At 47.4% G+C, this 24,123-nt stretch carries 24 protein-coding genes and 1 riboswitch; of the genes, 8 read left to right on the forward strand and 16 right to left on the reverse strand.

What is annotated here, in order from left to right:
• Window positions 1-34: 34 nt before the first annotated feature.
• Entirely contained in the window at window positions 35-1,039 is a 1,005-nt protein-coding gene (locus FO446_RS18865) for an NAD(P)H-dependent flavin oxidoreductase (RefSeq protein ID WP_396021479.1), read from the reverse strand.
• A 121-nt stretch (window positions 1,040-1,160) separates the two neighbouring features.
• Here FO446_RS18865 and FO446_RS18870 point away from each other — a divergent pair, with 121 nt between their 5' ends.
• Both FO446_RS18870 and FO446_RS18875 read left to right on the forward strand, forming a co-directional pair.
• Window positions 1,161-2,633: an aminotransferase class I/II-fold pyridoxal phosphate-dependent enzyme gene (locus FO446_RS18870; RefSeq protein WP_173608247.1), complete on the forward strand. Its 1,473-nt coding sequence runs from the start codon at window positions 1,161-1,163 to the stop codon at window positions 2,631-2,633.
• Window positions 2,634-2,719: 86 nt separating this feature from the next.
• The gene (locus tag FO446_RS18875) at window positions 2,720-4,690 is read left to right on the forward strand and encodes a beta/alpha barrel domain-containing protein (protein WP_237898762.1); all 1,971 of its coding nucleotides are present in this window, start codon (window positions 2,720-2,722) and stop codon (window positions 4,688-4,690) included.
• A gap of 69 nt (window positions 4,691-4,759) precedes the next feature.
• Here FO446_RS18875 and FO446_RS18880 read toward each other — a convergent pair whose 3' ends face one another.
• The 5 genes from FO446_RS18880 to FO446_RS18900 all read right to left on the reverse strand — a co-directional run bounded on the left by FO446_RS18880 (window position 4,760) and on the right by FO446_RS18900 (window position 8,841).
• Complete coding sequence (locus FO446_RS18880; RefSeq protein ID WP_173608248.1) at window positions 4,760-6,658, reverse strand: hypothetical protein; 1,899 nt, start codon at window positions 6,656-6,658, stop codon at window positions 4,760-4,762.
• A 106-nt stretch (window positions 6,659-6,764) separates the two neighbouring features.
• Complete coding sequence (locus FO446_RS18885; protein WP_007723214.1) at window positions 6,765-6,890, reverse strand: GapA-binding peptide SR1P; 126 nt, start codon at window positions 6,888-6,890, stop codon at window positions 6,765-6,767.
• Window positions 6,891-7,008: 118 nt separating this feature from the next.
• On the reverse strand, window positions 7,009-7,806 hold the full coding sequence (locus tag FO446_RS18890) for an alpha/beta hydrolase (protein WP_173608249.1): 798 nt from the start codon (window positions 7,804-7,806) through the stop codon (window positions 7,009-7,011).
• A gap of 108 nt (window positions 7,807-7,914) precedes the next feature.
• Window positions 7,915-8,214 (reverse strand): DUF3055 domain-containing protein, encoded by a 300-nt coding sequence (locus FO446_RS18895; RefSeq protein WP_015892160.1) that lies wholly within the window; start codon window positions 8,212-8,214, stop codon window positions 7,915-7,917.
• A gap of 78 nt (window positions 8,215-8,292) precedes the next feature.
• Complete coding sequence (locus tag FO446_RS18900) at window positions 8,293-8,841, reverse strand: MarR family winged helix-turn-helix transcriptional regulator (protein ID WP_007723208.1); 549 nt, start codon at window positions 8,839-8,841, stop codon at window positions 8,293-8,295.
• A 180-nt stretch (window positions 8,842-9,021) separates the two neighbouring features.
• Here FO446_RS18900 and FO446_RS18905 point away from each other — a divergent pair, with 180 nt between their 5' ends.
• Together FO446_RS18905 and FO446_RS18910 are read left to right on the forward strand one after the other, a co-directional pair.
• Window positions 9,022-9,450, forward strand: a complete 429-nt coding sequence (locus FO446_RS18905; RefSeq protein WP_221869085.1) for a DUF1885 family protein — start codon at window positions 9,022-9,024, stop codon at window positions 9,448-9,450.
• A gap of 110 nt (window positions 9,451-9,560) precedes the next feature.
• The gene (locus FO446_RS18910) at window positions 9,561-10,199 is read left to right on the forward strand and encodes a glycoside hydrolase family 73 protein (protein ID WP_173608251.1); all 639 of its coding nucleotides are present in this window, start codon (window positions 9,561-9,563) and stop codon (window positions 10,197-10,199) included.
• Window positions 10,200-10,309: 110 nt separating this feature from the next.
• Here FO446_RS18910 and FO446_RS18915 read toward each other — a convergent pair whose 3' ends face one another.
• From FO446_RS18915 to dapD, 5 genes are all read right to left on the reverse strand, one after another.
• Window positions 10,310-10,672, reverse strand: a complete 363-nt coding sequence (locus FO446_RS18915) for a DUF4912 domain-containing protein (RefSeq protein ID WP_007723202.1) — start codon at window positions 10,670-10,672, stop codon at window positions 10,310-10,312.
• 112 nt (window positions 10,673-10,784) lie between these two features.
• Window positions 10,785-11,384 carry a hypothetical protein gene (locus FO446_RS18920; RefSeq protein WP_048033807.1) on the reverse strand — a complete coding sequence of 200 codons (600 nt, stop codon included), beginning with the start codon at window positions 11,382-11,384 and terminating at the stop codon, window positions 10,785-10,787.
• Between the two features lie 273 nt (window positions 11,385-11,657).
• Window positions 11,658-12,791, reverse strand: a complete 1,134-nt coding sequence (locus FO446_RS18925; protein WP_173608252.1) for an N-acetyldiaminopimelate deacetylase — start codon at window positions 12,789-12,791, stop codon at window positions 11,658-11,660.
• 3 nt (window positions 12,792-12,794) lie between these two features.
• Window positions 12,795-14,009 carry an aspartate aminotransferase family protein gene (locus FO446_RS18930; RefSeq protein WP_237898764.1) on the reverse strand — a complete coding sequence of 405 codons (1,215 nt, stop codon included), beginning with the start codon at window positions 14,007-14,009 and terminating at the stop codon, window positions 12,795-12,797.
• Window positions 14,010-14,023: 14 nt separating this feature from the next.
• Entirely contained in the window at window positions 14,024-14,734 is a 711-nt protein-coding gene (dapD, locus tag FO446_RS18935; RefSeq protein WP_007723196.1) for a 2,3,4,5-tetrahydropyridine-2,6-dicarboxylate N-acetyltransferase, read from the reverse strand.
• Window positions 14,735-14,825: 91 nt separating this feature from the next.
• Window positions 14,826-15,015: riboswitch (Lysine riboswitch) on the reverse strand.
• Between the two features lie 140 nt (window positions 15,016-15,155).
• Here dapD and FO446_RS18940 point away from each other — a divergent pair.
• Both FO446_RS18940 and FO446_RS18945 read left to right on the forward strand, forming a co-directional pair.
• Entirely contained in the window at window positions 15,156-15,596 is a 441-nt protein-coding gene (locus tag FO446_RS18940; protein ID WP_173608254.1) for a flavodoxin, read from the forward strand.
• A 68-nt stretch (window positions 15,597-15,664) separates the two neighbouring features.
• Window positions 15,665-16,213 carry a GNAT family N-acetyltransferase gene (locus FO446_RS18945; protein ID WP_173608255.1) on the forward strand — a complete coding sequence of 183 codons (549 nt, stop codon included), beginning with the start codon at window positions 15,665-15,667 and terminating at the stop codon, window positions 16,211-16,213.
• On the opposite strand, the gene FO446_RS18950 is transcribed toward FO446_RS18945, so the two are convergent.
• The 3 genes from FO446_RS18950 to FO446_RS18960 are packed head-to-tail and all read right to left on the reverse strand — an operon-like array spanning window position 16,188 to window position 19,353.
• On the reverse strand, window positions 16,188-17,033 hold the full coding sequence (locus tag FO446_RS18950; protein ID WP_173608256.1) for an EcsC family protein: 846 nt from the start codon (window positions 17,031-17,033) through the stop codon (window positions 16,188-16,190). The two genes, FO446_RS18945 and FO446_RS18950, sit on opposite strands and share 26 nt — an antisense overlap.
• Window positions 17,034-17,055: 22 nt before the next feature.
• Window positions 17,056-17,250 (reverse strand): hypothetical protein, encoded by a 195-nt coding sequence (locus FO446_RS18955; RefSeq protein ID WP_229088093.1) that lies wholly within the window; start codon window positions 17,248-17,250, stop codon window positions 17,056-17,058.
• Between the two features lie 60 nt (window positions 17,251-17,310).
• A complete protein-coding gene (locus tag FO446_RS18960; RefSeq protein ID WP_237898765.1) occupies window positions 17,311-19,353 on the reverse strand; it encodes a hypothetical protein in 2,043 nt (680 codons plus the stop codon).
• A 190-nt stretch (window positions 19,354-19,543) separates the two neighbouring features.
• Between FO446_RS18960 and FO446_RS18965 the strand changes: the two genes are divergently transcribed.
• Both FO446_RS18965 and FO446_RS18970 read left to right on the forward strand, forming a co-directional pair.
• On the forward strand, window positions 19,544-20,344 hold the full coding sequence (locus tag FO446_RS18965) for a class I SAM-dependent methyltransferase (RefSeq protein ID WP_173608259.1): 801 nt from the start codon (window positions 19,544-19,546) through the stop codon (window positions 20,342-20,344).
• Window positions 20,341-21,015 (forward strand): type 1 periplasmic-binding domain-containing protein, encoded by a 675-nt coding sequence (locus FO446_RS18970; protein WP_173608260.1) that lies wholly within the window; start codon window positions 20,341-20,343, stop codon window positions 21,013-21,015. Before FO446_RS18965 ends, FO446_RS18970 begins: the two co-directional genes overlap by 4 nt.
• A 92-nt stretch (window positions 21,016-21,107) precedes the next feature.
• Here the strand turns inward: FO446_RS18970 and FO446_RS18975 are convergent, their stop codons facing one another.
• Both FO446_RS18975 and FO446_RS18980 read right to left on the reverse strand, forming a co-directional pair.
• Window positions 21,108-22,625: an efflux RND transporter periplasmic adaptor subunit gene (locus FO446_RS18975; RefSeq protein ID WP_173608261.1), complete on the reverse strand. Its 1,518-nt coding sequence runs from the start codon at window positions 22,623-22,625 to the stop codon at window positions 21,108-21,110.
• Window positions 22,626-22,649: 24 nt separating this feature from the next.
• The gene (locus FO446_RS18980) at window positions 22,650-24,110 is read right to left on the reverse strand and encodes an ABC transporter permease (RefSeq protein ID WP_173608262.1); all 1,461 of its coding nucleotides are present in this window, start codon (window positions 24,108-24,110) and stop codon (window positions 22,650-22,652) included.
• Window positions 24,111-24,123 lie beyond the last annotated feature (13 nt).

Raw genomic sequence — 24,123 nt, forward strand, 5'->3', positions numbered from 1 at the left:
TTTCATTTGAAAAACGCAGGCCTGTTCTTTTGTTTTAGGAAAAAGACCGCAGTCGATCCAACGACTTGCTCACATCGCCAAACATGCGGTCAAACAATTGTTGGACACTTGGTACATCGTCAATCAATCCGATAACCTGACCAGCCCAACCAAAGCCGCGCTGGCTGTCGCCCTCATAAATAAAGGTGCAGTTGTTCTCTCCACTGATGAAGCTCTTTAACTGCTCGTAGCCTGCCCCTTCTTTTTCCATTTGGAGAATATGATCAGAGCCTGGTGTGCGAACGACCCTCGCAGGTGCCCCCAATGTGCGCTTGATAACAGCGGTATCGTGCTCCGTCCCAGCAACCAACGCCTCTTTGTAGGCCGAATGGGCATGGACACACTCTTGCGTCGCAATAAATCGCGTTCCCATCTCCACACCTTCTGCACCGAGTGCAAGCGCTGCCAAAATTCCCCGACCATCACCGATGCCACCGCTAGCCAATACCGGAATTTTCACGGAATCCACCACACGCGGAATCAAAACAAACGTCCCGATATCATCTCGTCCCAGGTGCCCCCCACCTTCTTGACCAACAGCCATCACTGCATCCGCACCAATCGATTCTGCTTTTTGTGCTTGGCGGGCAGACGCAACCAAGACGAGCTTTTTGATGGGATGACCATCGAGTCTTCGCAGCAGCGGCTCTGGATTGCCTCCTGTCACCGAAACAGCCGCCACTCCTTCTTCAATCGCCACATCCAGCATTTCTTCATACGGCCGTCCGTGTTGACCAATTGCATAATTCACACCAAATGGTTTATCCGTCATTGTACGAACCTTGCGAATCTCCTCCCGCAGTGCACCCGCCGATGGCAAGGACATAGCCGTAATTTGACCGAGTCCCCCCGCATTTGACACAGCCGCAGCCAAGTCTGCGTAAGCCAAATATGCCAAGCCACCTTGAACTACTGGATATGTTATTTGAAGTAGCTCCGTTACTCTCGTTTTCATCCTTTTATCACCCCGTGTAAATGTCCTTCTCGGCTTACAGGCCAAACTCCTGCCGCCACACGTAAACCTGAATAAAAATTCGCTTGCTTTCCCCCCCTATTTTGCTATACTCAATTTGTTTGTTTTTCCCCTTATTATTCTTGATTAGTAAAGTGAGGCGATCGTAGTGAGACAAATGAAAACTCCTTTGTTCAGCGGGTTGTTGGAGCACGCCAACCGGAACCCGATTCAATTTCACATTCCGGGCCATAAGAAGGGTATGGGTATGCATCCGGCATTTCGCGAGTTCATCGGGGACAACGCTCTTTCGATAGACCTCATCAACATTGCGCCATTGGATGACTTGCATCACCCGAAGGCAATGATTAAAGAAGCACAAGATTTGGCAGCCGAGGCATTCGGCGCTGACCATACATTCTTTTCCGTGCAAGGTACAAGCGGTGCCATCATGGCGATGATTATGGCGACCTGCAGTCCTGGCGACAAAATTATCGTACCGCGTAACGTACACAAATCGATTATGTCGGCGATTATTTTCGCAGGAGCAGTCCCAATCTTTATTCACCCTGCCATGGACGAGCGTCTGGGTATTTCTCACGGGATCACAGTGAAGGCCGTGCAAAAAGCACTGGAAGCCCATCCTGATGCTGCTGCCTTGTTGGTGATTAACCCGACGTACTTCGGTATTGCAGGTGACCTGCGTGAAATCGTGCGGGCTGCCCATAACTATGAAATTCCTGTATTGGTCGACGAAGCTCATGGTGTGCATATTCATTTCCACGAGGAACTGCCAATTTCGGCCATGCAAGCTGGTGCCGACATGGCAGCGACCAGCGTACACAAGCTGGGTGGCTCTTTGACTCAAACGTCGATCTTGAATGTACGGGAAGGGCTCGTCGATGTCGATCGGGTGAAAACAGTCATGAGTATGCTCACGACGACCTCGACTTCTTACATCTTCCTCGCGTCGTTGGATATGGCCCGTCAGCATTTGGCCCTCAATGGAAAAATGCTCGCTGATCAAGCGATGGAACTGGCAGCAAAAGCCCGGGATATGATTAACGAAATCCCGCGCATCTACTGCGTTGGCAAGGAGATTCTTGGAAAGCCTGCGACTTTTGCAATGGACCCAACCAAGCTCCTCATCCACGTACGCGATCTCGGAATCACTGGATGGGAAGTCGAGAACTGGCTGCGTGACAAGTACAACATTGAGGTAGAGATGAGCGATCTGTACAACATCCTCTGCTTCGTTACTGCCGGAGATACGGAAGAATCCATCCGTGCGCTGGTAAATGGCTTGCGTGATTTGTCCGTTGAATTTTCGCACGTACAAGCAGAAGACAAGCCGACGATCTCACTGCCGAATATCCCTATGCTGTCCACCACCCCACGCGAAGCTTTCTATGCAGAAACAGAGACAATTCCGTTGGCGGAAGCAGCAGGTCGAGTCATCACCGAGTTTATCATGGTGTATCCTCCAGGCATCCCGATCTTCCTTCCCGGGGAAGTAATCACCGAGGAAAATATCGCGTACATTCAGGAAAACATTCGGGTCGGATTACCCGTACAAGGTCCTGAAGATGAGACACTGAAAACGATCAAAGTCGTAAAAAGACAAACCGCCATTTCTGGCTAAGCGATCCGAAACGAAACATAGCTGCCCTCTTTCTCGAGAGAGCAGCTTTTTTATTTTTTATGCAAACATTTTGAGATAAGATGGAAATGGGAAAAATCAGGAAAGTAGGCGATCCTGCCATGCCAGACTGGTCGTATCAAACGTTGTTTCGGCCACTTCTCTTTCTCATGCCACCCGAACGAGCCCGGTCGATTACATTGCAGTCAATTGGTACATTGGCCAAAATTCCGGGTGGTCCGTTCATCATTGAATGGATGGGACATATGGAGCCTCCCTCACATCTCTCCAGAACAATTGGCCCAGTCACGTTCCCTACTCCAGTCGGGTTGGGTGCCGGGTTGGACCCGGAATGCATTGCCATTCAAGCGCTGTCCAAATTCGGTTTCGGATTTCTCGAGCTGGGACCTGTGTCCAAAGAACCGATTGATTCCCGCGGCACCATTCAACGTGACATTGCCGCAATGAATATCCACTACCCCTGTCTTTTGGTAAATAATGGGATACACACCCTTCAGAGGCGCTTGGAGGGGGCTTCTGGCATTAAAATTCCGATCGGAGTCAGATTGGCCTGCCAACCAAAAGTCGGCCTGAGAGAAGCCACGGAAGAGCTTCAGGAGCTGATCGACAAATTGGAGCGTTTTTGCTCGTTTTTCACGATTGACACGCGGGCGAATATAGGACAGCCAGAATGGAGCCACACAGCGTGGAAGGAGCATTTTTCCTGTTTGCGTAACCAAACGGATCTCCCCCTCTTGCTAGCGATCCCTCCGAGCCTTGCTGAACGGGAAGCGCTCCCGATTCTTACCTCGGCAAAAGAAGCAGGACTCAACGGTCTAGTTGTCGCTGGAGGCATTATTCAGGAAGATTCACCATGTGCGAACAACACTGTTTATACCACGGGGAGGAGTTCACACGAGCAAGCCGTCAAATTTGTCTCCTGGGCACGGGAACAGTGGTCAGATGCCCTTATCATTGGATCAGGCGGGATTCTGGAACCACAAGATGCTCTGACCTTTCTTGCAGCGGGTGCCGATTTTGTGCAGTTGCATAGCGGCTTGGTCTATTCTGGACCCGGCTTGCCAAAACGAATTAACGAAGCCATCTTGCAAACACAACCAGAAGCTGATCCTCCTCAAGAAAAGCGACCTGCTTTTTTATTTCCTTCATGGGTATGGGGGATCTTGTTGGGCGTGGGCATGATGATCGGTGGGGCACTTGCTTGGCTGGTCGCCGCAACAACTGTCGTTCTCCCCTACGACGTACGCTTTCTCGGGATGTCAGCCGACCAGCTCACGCTCTTAAATCCGCAAATTCTCTCTTTCATGTCCCATGATCGGATTAGTCTGGCAGGAACGATGATATCCATAGGAATTTTGTATAGCCAACTAGCTTACCATGGCCTGCGCAAAGATATTCACTGGACGCGGACCATCTTGCTCGTCTCCGGCTCCGTTGGGTTTTCCAGCTTCTTTTTATTTATTGGATACGGGTACTTTGATTACGTGCACGCGATTTTAGCGCTCATGTTGTTTCCCTTGTTTTTGCTCGCATTACGAACTCCAGCAACCGTTCATTTGACGCGCCTACCGCCACAGCTTCACAACGATCAGGATTGGCGAATGGCTCTATGGGGACAATTGCTGTTTGTCATCATCGGATTTGGTTTGACAGGGGCTGGTATCATCATTTCGATCATCGGCGTCACGGGTGTCTTCGTTCCTTCCGACCTCGTCTTTCTCTGCGTGTCTGCCGATACCTTGCAGTCTTACAATGAGCGATTAATTCCGGTTATCGCTCATGACCGTGCTGGCTTTGGCGGGGCATTAGTTTCGAATGGCTTGGCTGTCTTGCTGATTAGCCTTTGGGGTATCAGGCGAGGAGAAGCGTGGATTTGGTGGACATTGTTTTTAGCAGGCATTCCGGGCTTCGTTTCTGGCATTGGCATACATTTTACTGTTGGCTATGTTGATTTTATTCATCTTCTGCCCGCTTATGTTGCCGTCATTTTGTTTCTCGTAGCACTCGTACTTTTGAAGCCGTATTTATGCCGGACATAAATAAAAACAGACGAAAGAAATTCTTTCGTCTGTTTTTCTCTCATGGAACCTGACTCGATTTATTCAGAATCAGTCCTCGTCTTCCTCATCATCTTCGTCGTCATCATCGTCACCCGGAGCGAACGCCAATGTGTAGACGTAAGGAGCTTTGTCGCGATCATCTATCCAGACAATGCGATTTCCACCCATGCGCGGGCTTTCCATTTCCGCATCATCATCCCACTCGATATCGCTAAATGCCCCCTCTTCGAAATCATACAGCTCAAAGTAGAACTGCTTGCCTTTTCCGGACAGACGATTGTCTTCGAATAAAATCATATTTCGTGAAGCCTGTGGATTTTTTTGGTCACCTTCCGTATAACGTAGCAGCGGATTGACTTTTTGGCGGTCGATGTTGTAATAATACAAATCCCAACCTGTTTTGGAATTGCCAGTATCTTCGCTCCAAACTACGAAATCATCGCCAATCTCTGCTTTCTCCACTTTTACGTTTTTACGAATTTCTCTTTCTCTATCTCCCTCGATATCGTAGAGAACGATCGTTGCATTCTTTTTGCCTTCTTGGACTACCCAGGTTGCATAGTCCTGATAAATATCAACGCTTAACGGTTCATCTTTCAGCCTTGATACCTCAGTATGCTTTCCAGTGGACAGATTTGTGATGATCACTTCCGCTCTGCGATCGACATTGACCCACAATAGATGTTCTCCGTCGACTTCATAAAACTTTTCACTCGGCTTCTGGTCATCATCTTCGTTTGTGATCTGGGTTTGGACGCCTTTACGAATATCGTAGGAGAAGAGTGCGTCTTCCCGCTGATCATACCAAACAACATAACGAGAACTTACGACAGGACGAGCTGCATCGTGATCTGAACTACTGATGGCTTTGCTCGTTCCTTTTACCATATCGTAAAGAACGATAGCATTGTTATTCTTAGACTTTGATACATATGCGACATAACGATCGTGACCAGCTGGATCAATAGGATCACCACCTACATTACCCAGCGGAACTTGCTCTTTTTCGTCCAGATCATACAGGTGAAGCTGGAGCTTTTTATTACTGTCCTTTTTCGCATACAAAACGTAGTCGCCAAAAATTCTCGGCCCTACATTTCCATAAAGGTTGGAGTCAATCTTCTTTTTGGACGATTTATCAACGGTACGATAGATCAGATCATTACCATCAGCATACACATAATCGTCTTTGTACGTATGTACAAATTCTTTGTCGTTCGAACCGTTCGTCAATTCTTTGTTTCTGCCATTGCTGATGGTATGCACGTAAATTTGATTATAGGAGCGATTCTCATACAAAATTTTATTCGTGGAAAGAGTAGGACGCCCTTGATCGCCTTTTTGGACGACAGCCGCCTTTTCTTCTTTGGCTTTGATATCGTAATAGTAAATATCGCTGTTGCCATCACGTTCATCTTCCCATGCGACATAAGCGTCGCTTACAACCGGGTTGCTTGCTTTTCCACTCGCAGATACGACCTCTGTATCGCCTGTAGAAATTTTGTACAGATAAACATCCCCGTTATCTGTCCAGACAACGTTTTTATCCCCGATCTCCACACCATCGACAGATGCTGACCCGTCTGACAAACGGGTTTCTTTTTCCTTCGCGATGTCATACAAGTAGACTTCAGAACCTCCGTCACGGGAGTCGATCCACACGACATAATCACCATCGACTTTTGGATTCGTCTTTTCAGATTCCTTGTCGCCAATTTGTGTTTGCGTACCTTTATCGAGATTGTAGAGGGTTACAGTTTCTTCCCCTTCAACCATCCACACGGCATATTTTTTGGAAATGTCGTAACCGGCTCCGGAAATTTCAGGCTTGCTTGCGTCGATTTTTTCTTCATCACCAATACTGTAGGCAAGCGCCGGTGTCCCGCTCCACAGAGATGTGACCAAAAGTGCAGCGGCCAGCATTCCCTGCATCGGTTTTCGCTTCATGAAACAATTCCTCCTTTTACAACGATTTTCACACTTCTCCATTATCCTCCATACGGAAAAGGTTGTCAAAAAAAACAGGCCTCAACATAGGCCCGTTGACTATTTTTTATTCTTTTTCCTGTCTTTCCCCAGGTCGGCAGTCACAGTTGCACACCGCATAAAGTGTTTTTACTGAATTACATTCAAAATGCTCGATGATGGTTCCGCAAGTCTGACATACGATAGTTCCCATCTATGTCCCCTCCGCATTCAATTGATTCACATATTTCCACAAATGTTATGTTACATTCATCTTAATATGCTACGTCATTAGGAGTCAAGATGCATTTGTTGATAATTAGTATGTCACATTAATTCGATATATTGTCATTCAACCAGCTCACGATTTTTTGCAAGACTTCTTCCTTTTCAGGCTCATTCAAAATTTCGTGTCGCAAGCCCGCGAATCGTTCAAACGTCTGTCTGTCTGAAAGACCCGCTGTAAACTGTTCCACTGCATCCGCATCTACCAATGAATCAGCACCAGCTTGCAAAACAAGGACAGGATGCTTGATTTGACTTCTTTCCGCCCACGCCTTTTCCATAGAGCGATTCAATTCCGTGAACCATCTGACACTTACCTTGGAATAATTGAGCGGATCGTTCTGATAAGCAGCCTGAACCGCTTCGTCACGGGATACCATGTCGGGAGTGATTCCATTCGGCATGACAAGTGTTGGCCAGACCCGATCGAGAAACTGCGCCAATTTCTCCTTCCACGCCGGAACAGTCAGTTTGAGCTTCAAGCATGGAGAGGTGAGAATTAACCCTGCCAACTCTTTGCTCCGCTCATCCGTCTGAATAAAGCGAGTCGCAATGAGACCACCCAGACTATGCCCCATTAAACATACAGGCTTCTCTCCTGACGCATCGGCAAGAGCGGTACTCGTCCACTCACGTACACGGGACAAATAGTCTTCGAATGATTGAATATGCCCCCGTCTCCCAGGAGAGCGCCCCCATCCCGGCAAATCTTCCGCATATACATCCCAACCTGCCTGATTAAAATAAGCCGCTACATGCCCATAACGCCCATGATGCTCTCCCGTTCCATGGACGAGAACAATCGCTCCCTGAGAATCTTTGGCCGACCATTTATGTACACCCATTCTCCCTGTTCCTCCTACTGCTTGATTTCTTTCGATTATACTAAAAACGGAAGGCCGTATTTTACGAAAAAAACTAAAACGAGCAGAAGATAAACTTCTGCTCGTTACCTAATACTGATTTTCTTCAAATGGAATGGATGGTAAATGTTCCTGGAAAAACTCAGCAAGCGCGACGGCCTCGTTCTCTGAATCCAGCCTGAAAATTTTTTGCAGGTATCCTGGATTCACCGCATCTTCAGAACTGAGAAGAGTCGATTGCCCTGTCTGCATACAGATCACCAACGGCTTCCCATAAAACTTGTGTGTAAATACCATGCCAAAGTCGTATCGTGTTCCCTCTGAAATAAAACCGAGAAAACGTACATTAGCATTCTCCGAAACGTCGTATAAGTGGTCGTAGTGCTCCATCAGCAATCCCTCCTCAACAGTATTTTGGCCTCCGAATTTCGTGAAATATTCGGATTATTCACTAGTATAAGCGAAAAATCACGTTTTTGCCACCCAAACAGCATCATTTACCAGACGCGTTGGGTTAATGACCCTGTCTTCCCCTTCTTGAATCCATCTTACTTTTTCGGCACCATGCAACGATTGCGCGACAAAGGAAAGGCATTCAAAGAACAGTTCAACTACTGCTGTACTGTATCGTTCCTCCATTTTCTCCAATGCATACGTCAATCTAAAAATATCTGGTACACTTCTTCGACTGGCTTCCAATACTTCTTTTCCTTTTTCAGTCGGGTATACGTGAACCACCCGCCCATCCAACTCCGACTTTTCGATGGTCACCATGCCTTTCTCCATTAATTTCTTGATATGAATGACAATCGAAGAGGGATGCCAGAAGGTCCAATCTGCAATTTGTGTGACGCGTACACCTTCATAACAGTAGATGATCCAGAGAATGTTTAACTGTACGGAAGAATCCAATTCGGCTTCCTTCGCTGCCCGCTCCCAGTCTTCTTTGTTCACCACATCGATGGCGCGCATGGTGTTTAAAGCTTCGAATACATGTCTAATTGAGGCCTCCTGCATGCGTATATTCCTCCATGATCCTTTATCGTTCATCTAACGGCATATAAATATGATATATATTTTACACTTTTCAGAAAAAACACGCAATTGTTTTTGGTCGCCAACTGCCTCATTGCCAAAGAGTGGAAGACAATGCTACACTAAACGCACAGAATACCGGTACTAGGAGTGAGTGCAGTCGTGAAACTTCAATCGGCCTACATCTATTTCGTTGATGGTTCTACCGCAGCATCTGCAAGTATTGACGACGTGAAAGCCAAGTTTACGCGATACGTTGACATGACAACAAAAACAGGAAAGCAGTTGGGCTGGACCTATGCTGACGCCGCTTTCCCCTACACCCTAGAAGAACGCCCGGAAGGAAAGGAATCATGGTTCCTTCTCAAAGGAAAAGACCCTAATATGTACAAAGCCATCGTTGTTGGAGTCGGGAGCAAAAATGAAAACGGTTCCGAAAAGCACTACATACAAGTGTCCCTCCCTGAATCTGCGACGCATGGCGATAAAAACAAGGCAAATGAGTACTGTCGATACTTGGCACGTGATTATAAAGCAGAGCTCCACCTCTTCAACAAGCGCATTCAATATTTCCAACCTCGAAAACCATAAAGAAAGATGGAAAAACAGTCGAGAAATTTCGACTGTTTTTCATGTTCAGGCCTATTCCCTCTGACCTCTTTTTTTCATACGAATAACAAAGAGAGGAAAGAGGTGAGCTTATGGATGCGCAAGCCTTTATTCAGTTGGTTGCTAACCATGCCAGGAAGACTTATTTGAACGATCGTCTCTTCCCCTCCATTATCATAGCGCAAGCCATACTCGAATCTGGTTGGGGTGAAAAAGTACCTGTTGACCCTGCCACTGGAACATCCTCGTACAACCTCTTTGGAATAAAGGGAGTGGGACCTGCAGGCTCTGTCACCATCGAAAGCAAAGAGGTGGAAAACGGAAAGACCGTTATACGTACTTCCCAGTTCCGCGCTTATGAAAATTACCAGCAATCCATGGAAGACCATGCCCAATTTTTACGTAAGCCCGCTTATAAAAACGTGCTGGCAGCCACAACTCCCGCACAAGCCGCGCAAGCCTTAGAAGAAGCCGGCTACGCTACTGATCCTGCGTATGCTGAAAAACTGACGCGCCTCATTCAGACGTACAACTTGACCCAGTACGATCAATTCGTTCCAGAAGATCCACAATCGTTACCTCCCTGGAAACTGGATCTGGGCAATCGTGCGCTACAGGAGGGCTTGCTGACATCCCATGAATGGCTAGATAAGTTAGATGAACCAATGCCAGTATGGGCTGTTTTAGCGGTTGCCCTGCGACTGCTGGACAAACAGCGAGAGAAGCCGTGAGTCCATAAAACAATCAAAAGCCCCATTTCCACTAGCAAATATCGTGGGTAATGGGGCTGTTCCGTATAAAAATGCATTGCCGCAGTCGTAACGTTGCTCGAGCACGTTGATCAAATCATTTGAGACCTGGACAGCGAATAAAACCTTCCGTCCACCATCCGAATTCCCAGATCGACGCAATATTCCAATCCTTGCGTCACTCCGTACAAAATCCATTCGGAAGAACGGTGGTTGATATCAAAATCAGTGTAAAGGTCAGTGCCATCATTTCGGATCTCTTTGCGGTACGTCACATCAAAAAGGCGTAGGACAAAAGGCAGTTCAGCAAACGGAATAGCAAACTTTCGCTCTATTTCTTGCTCAAACTCCTTCGTCATGCTCCACTCTGCCTGAATGGATTGCTCATCTTTCCAGGCAATGCGTATACTCGGGCCTTCTACATCTGTGGACGATCGCGGGGGATTTGTCTCCATTCGCTCCCATCGTTCCTTTCTTTCATGTACTTGCTATCACCAAGTATATTGGCTTTTCCGTATATTATAGCACGGGGACATGCAAAGTGGAAACGCATCCAAGCCATAATTTTTAGCGGCCAACTGTAAATGTATTTTCTCCGACGGTTACATAAGAAGTGAATTTCTCGGATTTCATTTGAACTTGTACTTTATAAGTGCCGTATGCTTCGAGTTTCGTAGATACAAAAGGCTCTGAAAAATAGAAGCTGTTTGCATTTTGCGTGGAGTATTTCCATTCTTTCCCTTTGGACACTTCTTTGCCGTCCGGTCCGACCAACACAAGTTGCATGCGCAGGTCTTTGGCTACAGGCGCGTCATCAACCTCTACGAATACGTTAAACGTACGAGGCACATTTTTGTCGCTGTATCCTTTGACAGGGTTGCTGAAAACAACATTTTTATTGCGGGTCTGCTGAATCCCTTCGACCACAATAATATTTACGTTTGGCTTAATCACTTGCAATTTGCCAGATTGCTGATCGTAATCGGCGAAACCACCGAGCTTGTTCACTATTGATTCAACCGATTCGGCCTTGGATGCTGGCATTTCACTCGCAACGGTTTCTGCGCCGAAGAATACGCGCATCGCACCCTCTCCAAGCGCAGTAGTGCTCCCCACCCCTGCTGCTACAGTCAACGCCAACAAAGCCGACAACCATGCTTTTTTCATGTCAATAATCCTCCTGTATGTGTGCGCGGCAGCGCTTGTTTTTCCGGAATTTCTTCTCCCTAGTTTATACGTTTGGAAAAGGAAATAGTTGTGCTGCCCTGATAAGTTTTTTCAACAATATCCACATTATCCACAAGCACAAAAACCTTAGGAAGAAAGACTTATACACAGAGATGTTAGTAACTACTTCTTACCCTTGACCAGAATACGGGCGGGAAGGACACAGAAAAAAGAGCGGCTATCCAGCCACTCTTTTTTTGTTCCTGACACCTGCTACTCCTGTTGCGAAAGCCATGTAAAATACCGGGAGACCAGTCGAACGGCAACCTCGATCGCGTCTTCGTTCGGCTCAATTTTGGAATGGTGCAAGCCGTACGGCGTTTGCACACCCAGCCAGAACAAAAAGCCGGGGATTTCTTTCAAAAAGTAACCGAAGTCTTCTCCGGTCATGGCTTCCTTGCAGGTAATGAGAGTTACCTCTTCACATTGGTCCTGTACCCATTGCATGAAGTCTGTCGTTAGCTGCTCCTCGTTGTAAACCTGGCAGTAGCCAACACCGTAATCAATCGTTGCCTGGCAATCAAAGCCTATTTCCACTCCCTTTACGAGAGATTCAATGCGGCTTTTGACGAGTGCCATCGATTCCATCGAAAAGGTTCGGATGGTCCCTTCTAGCCTGGACTTCTCCGCGATGATGTTCTGCTTCGTCCCGCTCTCCAGCTTGCCAATCGTTATGACGGCCGAATCCAATGGATCGATATTGCGCGAAATAATCGATTGAAGCTGAGTCACAAGATGGCTTCCTGCAACCACCATGTCATTCGCCTTGTGGGGGAAGGCTGCATGCCCCCCTTTGCCAACCAAATCAATGTACAACTCAGAAGTATTGGCAAACAAAATTCCTGGCTTCGTCGCAATATGACCAACTGGATATTCCGGCGCGATATGCAGGGCAAAAATGCAGTCCGGTCGCCAGTCTGCAAACTCTTCACTTTCCATCATCGGTTCAGCACCGCCAGGGCCTTCTTCTGCCGGCTGAAAGAGAAACAACAAATCATCTGCGATCGGATGCTCGGTAAAATGCGTCAGGAGGCCAAGAGCAATTGCCATATGCATGTCATGCCCGCAAGCATGCATGTATCCTTCATGAAGCGATCGAAACGGATAGGACGTTTCCTCTACGATCGGCAGGCCATCCATATCCGTCCGCCAGGCAATTAATCGTTTTGGCTCTGTTCCTGCCAGCTTGACCAAAATGCCTGTCCGCCACGTTTTGATCTCGATTCGCTCCTGAGGCAGCTTTTTCAAATAATCAAGCAAGTATTGTTGCGTCTTCACTTCAGCGAAGCCTGGCTCCGGTATTTGGTGCAGGTCTCGGCGAATTTGTGTAAACAAGGAAGTCGTCATGGTCTACGCCTCCTTTTTCGTACTTGTTCTTGCTGTTAATTGCTCCTCAAACACGGCAAGGAAACGGTCCACATCGGCTTTGGTCAACGTCAGTGGCGGAAGCAGACGAACAATCGTTTTCTGCGTCACGTCAACGAGAATTCCTTCGTCAAGCAATGCTTGCTGCAAGTGGCTTACCTCTTCCGGGGTGGAAGAGAGCGGAATTCCAACCATCAAGCCTTTTCCGCGCAGGGATTGCAGCTGATCCGGAAGGCGCGATCGCAACGCTTCCAAGCCCGACCACAGGTACGCAATCACTTCTTCTACGTGAGCGATGAAGGCTGGATCAAGCAATTCGTCCAACACGACATTCCCCAGGGCAGCAGACAGTGGCGATGGTGCGAATGTCGTTCCGTGATCCCCTGGTTTGAACTGATTCATCAGCTTTGGACCAGCGATGACACCGCCGAGGGGAAGCCCTCCTCCTATACCTTTGGCAAAAAGGATAAGGTCTGGCGTTACGCCTGCATGCTCATAAGCAAAGAGCTTTCCTGTTCTGCCCATTCCTGTCTGGATCTCGTCCATGACAAAGAGCATACCTTCTTGCTCACAGATCGCAGCTACCTCTCGCAAGAACGCTTCGGATAACGGTACGACACCGCCAGAACCCAATACTGGCTCCATGAGGACCGCAGCGGGTCTTGCTTCCTGGCAAATCGCTCGCAATCCTGCCGTGTCCTCCACATCCAATTCATAAACAGGAAAAGCTGGCTGAGGAAAGTCTTGATAGACGTGAGCCTGCCTCGTCAGACGCACTGCTCCGAGTGTTCGCCCATGAAAGCTGTTGCGCAAGACAACGATGCCTTCACGACCAGCTCCCTCGTTTTTTGTCCATTTGTGAATCAGCTTGATGGCAGACTCTGTGGCCTCTGCACCAGAGTTGGTGAAAAACACCTTACCGCTGATGCTGTTCGCAACCAAACGCTCGGCTAAACGAATAGCCGGCTTGTTTAAAAATACATTGGAAATATGCAAGAAGCGCTCTCCCTGCTCACGCAGAGCCTGTACAATGCGCGGATGAGAATGCCCCAAAACGTTTACCGCGAGTCCGGTAAACAAGTCGAGATAACTCTTCCCGTTCGTATCGTACAAGTAATTTCCTTCGCCTTTGTCTATGGCAATCGGAAGTCTTTTGTAAGAGGAGACGATATATTGTTCATCGAGCGAACGCCAGTCCATGTGCACTCTCTCCCTTACAGCTGACGTAGCTCCTGCTTGATCTCTGTCTTGGAACGAGTTTTTTCATCGATTTGCTTGATCACACGTGCAGGCGTTCCCGCAACTACTACGTATGGAGGTACATCTTCAATGACGACAGCGCCTGCTGCAACGACAGCACCTTTTCCTACGCGTACACCTTCCAGAATGACTGCATTTGCTCCGATGACAACATCATCTTCGACAACAACTGGCTGTGCAGACGGCGGCTCGATAACGCCCGCGATAACCGATCCCGCACCGATGTGGCAGTTTTTCCCGATAGTTCCACGTCCACCTACTACAACATTCATGTCGATCATTGTACCTTCACCGATAACTGCACCGATGTTAATGGAAGCACCCATCATAATGACCGCGTTGTTACCAATTGTCACTTGGTCACGGATAATTGCGCCTGGCTCAATACGCGCTTGAATCCCTTTTGTATCCAGCAATGGAATGGCGGAGTTGCGACGGTCACTCTCTACTACATAATCTTCAATTTTGTCTGCGTTAGCAGCGAGCACTGGCTCAATCTCTTTCCACTCACCAAAAACAACACCAGTAGGACCAGTAATGAACGCTTTGGAGCTCGCACCGAAGTCGATTCCCTCCAGGTTCCCTTTCACATATACTTTCACGGGTGTTTTCTTTTCGCTTTTTTGGATAAACGCGATAATTTCGTTGGCATCCATCATATTCATTGTTACATCCTCCTCAAAATAACAGCATGGTAAATCAAAAAAAGCAATGAGTGCATTCGCTATCTCATTGCTCTTGATGCTACATAAGCAAATCATAAATAGCGCTCCACAAAAAGACGTAAGGTCCCTTGTGACAGGATGTTCATTTTTCATGAGACACCCCAGCCTGTGCTACGTAGGGACATAGCATAAGCTTCGGCGCTTTAGCCTTTCTTCCTTCTCCTGCCCCCTGGCAGATTGCGAAAAGACTTACTCTTCTTCGGCGCACCTCTATTTAGAGTACATTATTATAATTTTATTTAACTCTACCAAAATCAATGAAACGTGGCAATAAGAAAAAAGTTATTGACAACGATTCTCATTTTCATTATTTTATTTATTGAGAATGATACTCATTATCCAATTGGAGGGTTTACGTTTTATGAGCATTTTGATGGTTTACGCGAGCATGACAGGGAATACACAGGAAATTGCTGAAGCAATTGCAGAAGGTATTCGTTCCACTGGTGCTGAGCTGGAGATAAAAGAAGTGATGGATGCAAACGCAAAAGAACTCGAGGCTTACGACGGAATCTTGCTTGGCGCCTACACATGGGGCGACGGCGAACTCCCAGATGAATGCATGGATTTTTATGAGGAAATGGACGATATTGACCTTAGCGGGAAAAAGGTTGTTGCTTTTGGCTCTTGCGACTCCGCTTATGAGCATGTCGGTGCAGCAGTTGATATTTTGCTGAAAAAGGCGAGCGAACGGGGAGCAGAAACACCAATGGAAGGATTGAAAATCGAGCTTTCTCCTACTGCAAAAGAAGTGGAAACTTGCAAAGCATTTGGGGTATCGTTTGCTGAATTGCTCGGATAATCGGTGTTTCCCAAATAGTCTGGCACATGCTATACTATCAATCCAACTTTTTCAGGAGGATTGATCTCATGACACTACATACGGACGAGATTCTCTTACGGCCTCTCCACCAACAAGACGCAGCCGAGCTCCTAGAGCTTCGGCTGCGCAATCATGACTTTCTCCAACCATTTGAACCGATCCGCCCCGCTTCATTTCTGACCCTCCCAGTACAGCAAGAACAGATTTCACAAGCGCAGAATGATTTTGAACGTGGCACGGCCTATGCTTTCGGCGTATTCTCCCGGGAATCCGGAAAGATGATTGGACGTATTGCGTTGTCAAATGTCGCACGCGGCGCATGGCAAAATGCAACGATTGGTTACTTCATGGATCAGGCGTGCAATGGCAAAGGCTATACGACATTAGCCGTAAATCTTGCCCTTCGCTTTGCTTTCACGGATGCTGGGCTACACAGGGTACAAGCGGCTGTAATGCCTCGCAACCAAGCTTCCATTCGTGTCTTGGAAAAAAACCGTTTTCGCCAGGAAGGCCTTTCGTTACGCTATTTGCAAATTAACGGCGTATGGGAGGACCATCTTATCTACGCTCTTACTGCTGAAGAGTGGTCTTTGTAATCTCCCCACTCTTTTCGCTATCGCGCAGCCGCTCCAGGATGCGCCGTTTGCGGTACAGCATCATCCCCGCTTCGGCGACATCCTGTACGGTTGAGCGATTCAAATACGCCCCGAACAAAATACCCGCAATGGGCACCATTTGAAATAACTTTTTCCACCCAAAGTTTTCTGTGTACGTTACCACGACTTCACGCCATCCCTGCAATTGCGCCATTACCTCTCTCTGGGCAGTTGGGTCATCAAAGCGGGAGAGCTCAGCGAGTATCGCTTTTTTCCCTACGATGTCCGATGAAGCAAACTGCAGGCATTTGACGACAAACAGCCGCTCCTTCTTCTCTTCCGGTCGATAGCCATAGGCAAGCGCCATCTCTTGTAAAACTTTTAGGGATGTCCCCATCAATAACGGGATATCGATCGCAAGGGTAAATATCCCCCCGAAGCCAGTCGTCGCACCTTGTACCGTGGCAAAATTCGCACGTGAATCCTTCAACTCCATGGCGACTTCATTCATGATCGTAAGCGGAACAGCGGCTATCTCCTCCTTGCCAATAACAGAAGTGCCCTGTCCCTCTAATCGTTTGCCAAACCGCTTGTATATCGGTTCATCCTGCACCAAATAAGTTCCACCTGTTTCAAGAAAGGCTGCCATTTCATCTACGGCTTTTCCCAGCTTCTCCTGAACGAATGCAGGCGTAATCCGATCCAACAAAACAAAAGGAAGTCTGCCAAGCTTTTCCCAGAACCACAAGTCGTTCTGGTCCTTCTCCCAAGCCTCCACTTCGTGTAATGCCGTAACCAATGTCTCCCTAGACTCCTTCAACACCAATAACCTCCCTGGCTGCTCACTCAGATTCTCCTCGCTTCCACTGACATTGGTTGCGCAAGACGGACTTGATATAGTCCCGCAACTCTTCTGACGTGGCGTGACAGACGAACTCTCTTTTATGTCTTACGATCCCCAGCTTCAAATGTTTCACTTGCTCTCCTTCGATCCGAAAGCCGAACTTTTCTAGGATTGCCTTCTGCTCATTTGTCACAGGACTTCCTCCCCTTGTAGTCGAAAACCCCCATGCCAAATTGCAAGGGGGTCTTCCTACCTACTTTACTTCAATTGTCATCGTCAATGTTTCATTACGCTCATTTTCATCGGTTTTCTTGGTGTGCTTTCTTTTGGAGTTGATAACTGTGCAGGTTTTATTGGTGAGCGTATTCGTTACCTTGATCTTGTATTCCCCAGGCTTATCCGTATCGATATACCTTTTCAAATTCAGTGATTCAAGTCCCTCACCATCGTCGCCATCACCTTTGCTTGGCTTGATGCTGGCGATTTCTTCTTCCCCGAAAAAGATCTCGATCCGATTTTCTGAGGAAATGGTACCGTTACTGTGCTTCCGATTGGCACCAATACCAATTTCTCCATGTTTCCATTCAAATTTCGGCATATAGTAGGACTTCTTTTCGCTCTTATCCCTGATCTTTTTGGAGCCGACAAGCTCAGCATGAGTAGCGATCAGTCTTAAGTCTTCCCATTCTTCGAGATTATCGCCTGCATTCACGGTAATCTTTTGTCCGTCCCGGTATTCCTTTCCGCTCTCGCTTCGAAGAAGAAGTGGCGAACTTGGCGGAGTTACACCTGTATCATCCGGCTCACATGACGGATACGACTTGATTGGAGGCGAATCTTCTATCACTTGAACGTAGCCGCACCATACCTGCGACGGGTCTCTTTTGCTATAGTAGTTGACTTTGTAGCGACCTGGTTTGTAACCGGACAACAGCAATGCCGTGTGATCCCAGCTCAATTTGCTCTCGTCGGCAATGACATTATCGATCGCCCATACACCCGGCCCTTCATCATCATCCGCTTCACTTCCATATTTGATGTGTTCGGCAGCAGTTGCCAGCCAGATCACATGAACAGGATTCTGATACAGCTTGATTGTATTATCAGAGGAATACAGGTTCATCTTTTCTACCGTCGGTGTTGATTGTTCGTTCTGCTGCATCAACACATCCATCGTGACATTTCCATTAGCAGGGCCGCAGGCATTAGGTGCACCTGGTATTTGTATTTGAACCGTTGTCGCCGAAGTATCGCCCCACATAGACGATGTCTCTTTTTGCCCCGAAACAGGCTCAAAGGTAACAGCGATTGTGATTCCGGCCAGTCTCTCAGGAATGTCCACCTCAAAGTGCTGCGCGTCTGTCAAGGTTTGTCCGGTTCCGTTCACCGACCATCTTCCTGGGATTGGCGAATACAATGGAACCTTCCCTGGTGCTGCTGGAGCTGTTATTTTCTGATCTTGCGTGAGCTTTTGACCACTTGCATCTGTCCCCATGTACAGCTCTGCAACGCCTACTTGAATCATCGTCATCCAAGGTGACATGGTAGTATCATCAGGAACAAAGAGGAGCTCGTACTGCCCCGTCAACAATGTCCCCGTCGAAAATATGGTTTCTTGAACAGACCTCATTTCTGTATTCGTGGACTTATTTGTTAATTTCCAAGTGCCCGGTACAGAACTAGTAAAGTCGTGTGAACCCATCATTCCAAAAATCGCCGTTTGTCCGCCGCTTGGTACTGGTTCTCCCTCAGCCTTTTCCCCATTAAATATGCTCGGGTAATTTTGGGCCTCTACCAGAAATCGCACATGCAACGTGCTGCTCTTCCCTTTGGCATCCGTCACAATAAAGGTCAAGGTATGCGAGCCGGCAGATAGCTTTTGTGCTGGAATGGTAAACCGAGGCACTTGCCATTTGAAAGAGGTCTGTGGGGAGGTAGTTTCGGCTTGATACTCCGATAACTCTACGCCATCCAATAAAACTTGCTTCCGATTGAGGTTAGTGCCAGTTCCATAAGTGGTCTGTATCACGTCAATATCAAGTGGTGTCTCGGGAGGAAGAATAAACTCATCATTCTTCACCCAGTTCCAACCATTTGAATCCAATCCTGCAACCTGATAATCGTTAAAGATAACCATATCGTGAACAGGCTGCTGCCGGAGTGACTTAGATACTTGGCTGTTTTTTTTCATGGATGCTGTTGCCCCGGCCCCCATGGCTGGCAGTACTGACACACCTGACAAAAAGGTGCCCGTTGCCAAACACACTAGAAGTGCTTTTACAACCCATTTTTTCACGAATTGTCCTCCTATTTCTTCCTTTCAATTTTTCAACTGTGATCATTCGACAAAAACAGCGAAATATCCTTTACAATCACAGAGCTTTTTGCGCCATCGGTATAGTTAAAAACTATTCAGTTTATAATTTATATAGATTTGACTTATATCCCCCCCAGTTGGTAAAAATGGATGAAAGGGAGGGATTCGGATGGTTCAAACCAATCAATGGAATGCCGGGCTATACGACGCCAAAATGAATTTCGTTTCTGAATACGGCAAAGGTTTAGTGGACTGGCTACAGCCGGCTTCTGGAGAAAACATTCTTGACTTAGGCTGTGGAACAGGTGACCTGTGTGCTCAACTATCTCTTGCAGGAGTTAATGTGACAGGAATCGACTTTTCTGCCGCCATGATTGAGGCTGCTCGTCAAAAATATCCGCAGTTTGCCTTTGAAGTAGCCGATGCACATACGTATCGTACAGATGTCAGCTACGACGCTGTCTTTTCTAATGCCGCACTCCACTGGATGAAACGTCCTGCTGAAGTCATTGAAACCATTTGGTTGGCTCTAGCTCCCGGTGGACGCTTTGTCGCTGAATTTGGAGGGCAGGGAAATTGCGGACAAATCACCAAGGCATTACGGACTGTTTTAGCACGAAGAGGAATATCTGCCGACGAGCGCTCGCCTTGGTATTTTCCCAGCATAGGAGAGTACACGACTCTTTTGGAAAAGCAAGGATTCCACGTCGTACTTGCCTCCCATTTTGATCGCCCGACAGTCATGGCTGATGGAGACCTGGGGCTGTCACATTGGCTGAATTCTTTTTGCAGTCCTTTTTTCGCGGGACTGTCCTCAAATGAAATTCAGCAAGTATGTAGCGAAGTCACTGACTTACTGCGTCCTGCTCTGTTTCAAGAGGGACACTGGGTGCTCGATTACAAGCGTATTCGCCTCATTGCCCATAAGAAATCAGAGAAGGATACTCTACATGGGGGAACTGCACAATGACCCGTATTGGCTGTCTCCATGGACATTATTCGAATATTTCCCTCTTATCAGATGCGTTCGCAGCCTTTGACGTAGAGCTCATTCATTTTGTTGATCCAGGTTTACTCCTGCAGAATGAAGGAACCTCTGTCCATACCAAGGAACAATCGCATGCCAAATTACGTGAGCAACTAAACTGGATGCGAAACTGCGGGGTCGATGCAATCGTGATCACATGCACGCAGTATGCCGCACTGGTAACACCAGAAGATGAAGCAACTGCCACTGTTCCACTCTTCACAATCGATGGACCTTTTTTTCATGAGCTTGCACGGCATACTGAGCTACAAGTTCTGCTGTTCTCCAATCCCGCTACTGTTCAACCTACGATGGAGCGTCTCGTGAAACACGCCCATTCTCAGAACCTTCATCCAGAGATACAAGTGTCTCTCGTCGAAAATGCTTTTGCCCTGCTCATGGAAAACAAGCAAGAAGCTTACAGAGAAGCCATAAAAGACGCCCTGTATCAGCTCCGCCAAACGTTTCCAGACCAACCTATTGCAGTGGCACAGCTCTCCATGGCCCCTGTTGCTGATCAATTTGCAAAGGAAAATGACTGTACAATTTCCCATCCTTTACATAGTTTGACGTCGCTAATGTCCGTAGCGTTACAATTGCGTTCAAGCCGTTGAAAAGGGAATGCGTGTAAAAAACAGCCCCGTTTGCTTAGGTCTAATGGCCAGTGGCAACGGGGCTGTCGCATAAACACGAATTCAATTGGCTTTTACATGCCTTCGGAGTTGGTCACCAGAACCTCTTCTCCCTCATTCAAGCCGCCTTTGATTTCAATAAAATCATATCCTTCAATCCCGATTTCTACGTCTTTCGGCATTGGATCTCCGGTGCTCGGATCTTTCACCATTACCGTTCCCTGACCTGGTCCCAGAATTTCAACTGCATTGCTTGGCAAGCGCAGGACATTCTGTGCTTGGGCGACGATAATATCGTTGTCTCCCGTCATTCCATGCTTAAAATCAGCCTTGTCTAGCAATTCCACTTTTACCGCGAAACGAACTTCCTTGTCTTCTTTTTTCCCTTCTTTCGGGAGCTCTACGACTTTGCCTTTAAACGGCTCGGTACCGAATGCATACACATAAACATCGACATTTTGTCCGATTTTAATCGCGGGGATATCAAGCTCTCCAACGGCTGCCATAAAGTAAACAGAAGACGTGTCCATAATAATGGCTGCAGGCTCTGATCCTGGCGCTTCGCCTTCTTTTACGCCCAGCTTGGTGATTACACCGCTAATTGGCGCCGTTACTTGGTTCTTCGCAATTTCACGCTTTTTCTGCTCCATGTTCAATAAGGAACTTTTTAGCGCCAGTTCTTTTTCCATCAGCTCCATACCGGACGCTTCCATATCCATCTTGAACAGTTGTTGCCCTACTTTGACTACATCGTCCTTTTTGACGTCGATCTTGCCGATTTTCCCGTACGTACCAGCCAAGATTTCTATTTCATCCGGCAGCTGGAATTCTTTCTGATTTCGGCTTACGTATAAGAGGCCCTTATCATCCGTGTACTGTACCTCACCCTTGTCTCCGACGTAAATGGCCCCAGGCTTCTTGACCAATACCTCGACATTGTGAATTCCGCCAGCACCTTCTACTTTTTCACCTATTCTATCCACTTCTGTGACAACACCATCCACAAAATACATGGAAGTCGGAATGAATACCTTCACTTTTTGTCCTACACTGAATCGTTCAGACTCATAGGAGGTAAATTGCCCAATAATTTTCAAATAGTCGGTATTAGCCAGCTTGACTACCACCTGTTCCGGTCTTACATCTTGTCCTTCTTCTACAAGGACCTCAACCACTTTTCCTTCTTTTGTAGCCGTGATCTTGTCTTTCTTTTGCTTAATTTCATTTAGCTCTTTTTTCGCCTTTAAAATGTCCAGCTCCAGCTTTTGAATTTCCAGTTGTGCATCCGAGCTGTCTATCGTGAACAAAACATCGCCTTTTTTTACGGACTGCCCTTCTTTCACTAGCACACGTTGCACCTTGCCGCTGAGCTCTGGCTTGACTTCCTCACGGGCCTTCGCTTCCACTGTACCTGCTGAGTTGATTGTCTTCTTGACGTCACCTCGTTCCACGACCGCTGTCGGGAAGTTCGGTTTTTCTTCCGGCTTTTCTTCTGTAACCTCTTCGCCCTTGAAGTATGAGTAGCCGTAATAGCTGCCTCCTCCAAGAACGGCCACGACCGTGGCGATAATGATCCATTTTTTCTTGTTCATCTTACGTTCCTCACATTTCATCACTTATTCAGATCGAATCGCTTGCAGCGCACTTAAACGAGACGCGCGGATCGCCGGGAAGATTCCCGCCAACACCCCAATAATAAAGGAGAAGCCAATCGCAAAGAGTGCCAGCCAACCCGGAATCACTGCCAATTTTGTTGGCTCAGCCTCTGGATCACCACCGCCGCCGTAGCCCATGTTGAGACTATCCAAGAGACCGCCAGACGCTCCAAAGTAATTCACGAGCTCAACCGCTCCCCACGCCATTCCGAGACCAGCCAGTCCACCAATTAAGCCAATAAAGCCTGACTCCATTAAGAACAGCCAACGAATATTCAACACAGTGGCCCCGATTACTTTCATGATACCAATCTCTTTGGTTCGCTCTAAAATCGACATGATCATCGTATTGACGATTCCAATGGTTGCGACGAGCAAGGAGATTGCAGCAATTCCTCCGAGGACCATCTGAATCACGAAGAAGAAGTTATTGATGGTTTCCAGCTCACGTGCAGGCGACCATACTTCAAAGCCCTTTTCCTTCAACGCTTTGACTACACCCTCGACCTTTTCACGAGATTCTACCTTGACAGTAATTCTGTCAAATTCAAAGGTTTCCTTTTTGGCTTTATCGCGTGAACGGCGAGATGCTCCCTCTTCGACTTCGTCACCTCGACTGCGCGTGACCCACTCATTTAGCTCTTTCACTACATTAATCGGTACATAAACCGCGGCTGACGAGTTACGTTCTTCCGATTTCTTTAATTGACCGACAACCTTTACACGCAATTCTTTTTTCTCGTATTTTGGTTCATCGTCGATGCGATATTCGCGCGACAAGATGAGAGTCCCTGCTCTGTCTACGAGATTGAAGGTCAGTGCTTCTCCGCCCCCTATATCAGGAGGTGGCATCTGAGACATTTCATGCCGTCCAGCTCCGGCCTTTCTTCGCCGTTCCTCGCGCTTTTCCTTTTCTACGTCGCGCAATTCTCTGGATACATCGAAAGCGACCACTATCTCTTGTGGCGCCCCTGTCAGATAGGTTCCTTTTTCAATGTCATTTTTGCGATAGGCTGCCGACTCATTCACATCCACCCCAATAAGCTGAACGTAGCCTTCTCGTCTACCTACCTTAAGCTTCGCTTGCTCTCGTAATTCTTTTATCGGCATAACCGCCTGAATGCCAGGAATCTTTTTTAATTCCTGCACCGCTTGCATATTCAGCTTCTTGACCTTATCCTCTGGAACATCGATCCATTCACCATTTTCCTCGTACCAACGCAATGGCTCGACGTCCATCTCTGTCAAGTTCCCGAAGTTCTCCAAGCTTTTTACCGCACTTTCCTTAAGCCCTAAACTAAGCGCCATCATTGCGACGATTGCAGCCGTCCCGATCATGACACCAACCGATGTGAGGGCTGTCCGCAGCTTCATTCGCCACAGATTCCTCCAGACAATGCGAAAAGAATCCATTACCTTCACTGTTTGTTCACCT

Source organism: Brevibacillus brevis (genome assembly GCF_022026395.1).
GTDB lineage: Bacteria > Bacillota > Bacilli > Brevibacillales > Brevibacillaceae > Brevibacillus.

What these genes read in the sequence shown, in the direction of transcription:
- FO446_RS18890 (WP_173608249.1), bottom strand. Translation starts at nt 7,806, where the DNA reads ATGGGTGTACATAAATGGTCGGCCAAAGATTCTCAGGGAGCGATTGTT.
- FO446_RS18920 (WP_048033807.1), bottom strand. Translation starts at nt 11,384, where the DNA reads ATGAAAAAAGCATGGTTGTCGGCTTTGTTGGCGTTGACTGTAGCAGCA.
- FO446_RS18965 (WP_173608259.1), top strand. Translation starts at nt 19,544, where the DNA reads ATGGTTCAAACCAATCAATGGAATGCCGGGCTATACGACGCCAAAATG.
- FO446_RS18880 (WP_173608248.1), bottom strand. Translation starts at nt 6,658, where the DNA reads ATGAAGCGAAAACCGATGCAGGGAATGCTGGCCGCTGCACTTTTGGTC.
- FO446_RS18895 (WP_015892160.1), bottom strand. Translation starts at nt 8,214, where the DNA reads ATGGAGCACTACGACCACTTATACGACGTTTCGGAGAATGCTAATGTA.
- FO446_RS18930 (WP_237898764.1), bottom strand. Translation starts at nt 14,009, where the DNA reads ATGGACTGGCGTTCGCTCGATGAACAATATATCGTCTCCTCTTACAAA.
- FO446_RS18945 (WP_173608255.1), top strand. Translation starts at nt 15,665, where the DNA reads ATGACACTACATACGGACGAGATTCTCTTACGGCCTCTCCACCAACAA.
- FO446_RS18915 (WP_007723202.1), bottom strand. Translation starts at nt 10,672, where the DNA reads ATGGAGACAAATCCCCCGCGATCGTCCACAGATGTAGAAGGCCCGAGT.
- FO446_RS18885 (WP_007723214.1), bottom strand. Translation starts at nt 6,890, where the DNA reads ATGGGAACTATCGTATGTCAGACTTGCGGAACCATCATCGAGCATTTT.
- FO446_RS18940 (WP_173608254.1), top strand. Translation starts at nt 15,156, where the DNA reads ATGAGCATTTTGATGGTTTACGCGAGCATGACAGGGAATACACAGGAA.
- FO446_RS18925 (WP_173608252.1), bottom strand. Translation starts at nt 12,791, where the DNA reads ATGACGACTTCCTTGTTTACACAAATTCGCCGAGACCTGCACCAAATA.
- FO446_RS18970 (WP_173608260.1), top strand. Translation starts at nt 20,341, where the DNA reads ATGACCCGTATTGGCTGTCTCCATGGACATTATTCGAATATTTCCCTC.
- FO446_RS18975 (WP_173608261.1), bottom strand. Translation starts at nt 22,625, where the DNA reads ATGAACAAGAAAAAATGGATCATTATCGCCACGGTCGTGGCCGTTCTT.
- FO446_RS18875 (WP_237898762.1), top strand. Translation starts at nt 2,720, where the DNA reads ATGGGAAAAATCAGGAAAGTAGGCGATCCTGCCATGCCAGACTGGTCG.
- FO446_RS18910 (WP_173608251.1), top strand. Translation starts at nt 9,561, where the DNA reads ATGGATGCGCAAGCCTTTATTCAGTTGGTTGCTAACCATGCCAGGAAG.
- FO446_RS18900 (WP_007723208.1), bottom strand. Translation starts at nt 8,841, where the DNA reads ATGCAGGAGGCCTCAATTAGACATGTATTCGAAGCTTTAAACACCATG.
- dapD (WP_007723196.1), bottom strand. Translation starts at nt 14,734, where the DNA reads ATGAATATGATGGATGCCAACGAAATTATCGCGTTTATCCAAAAAAGC.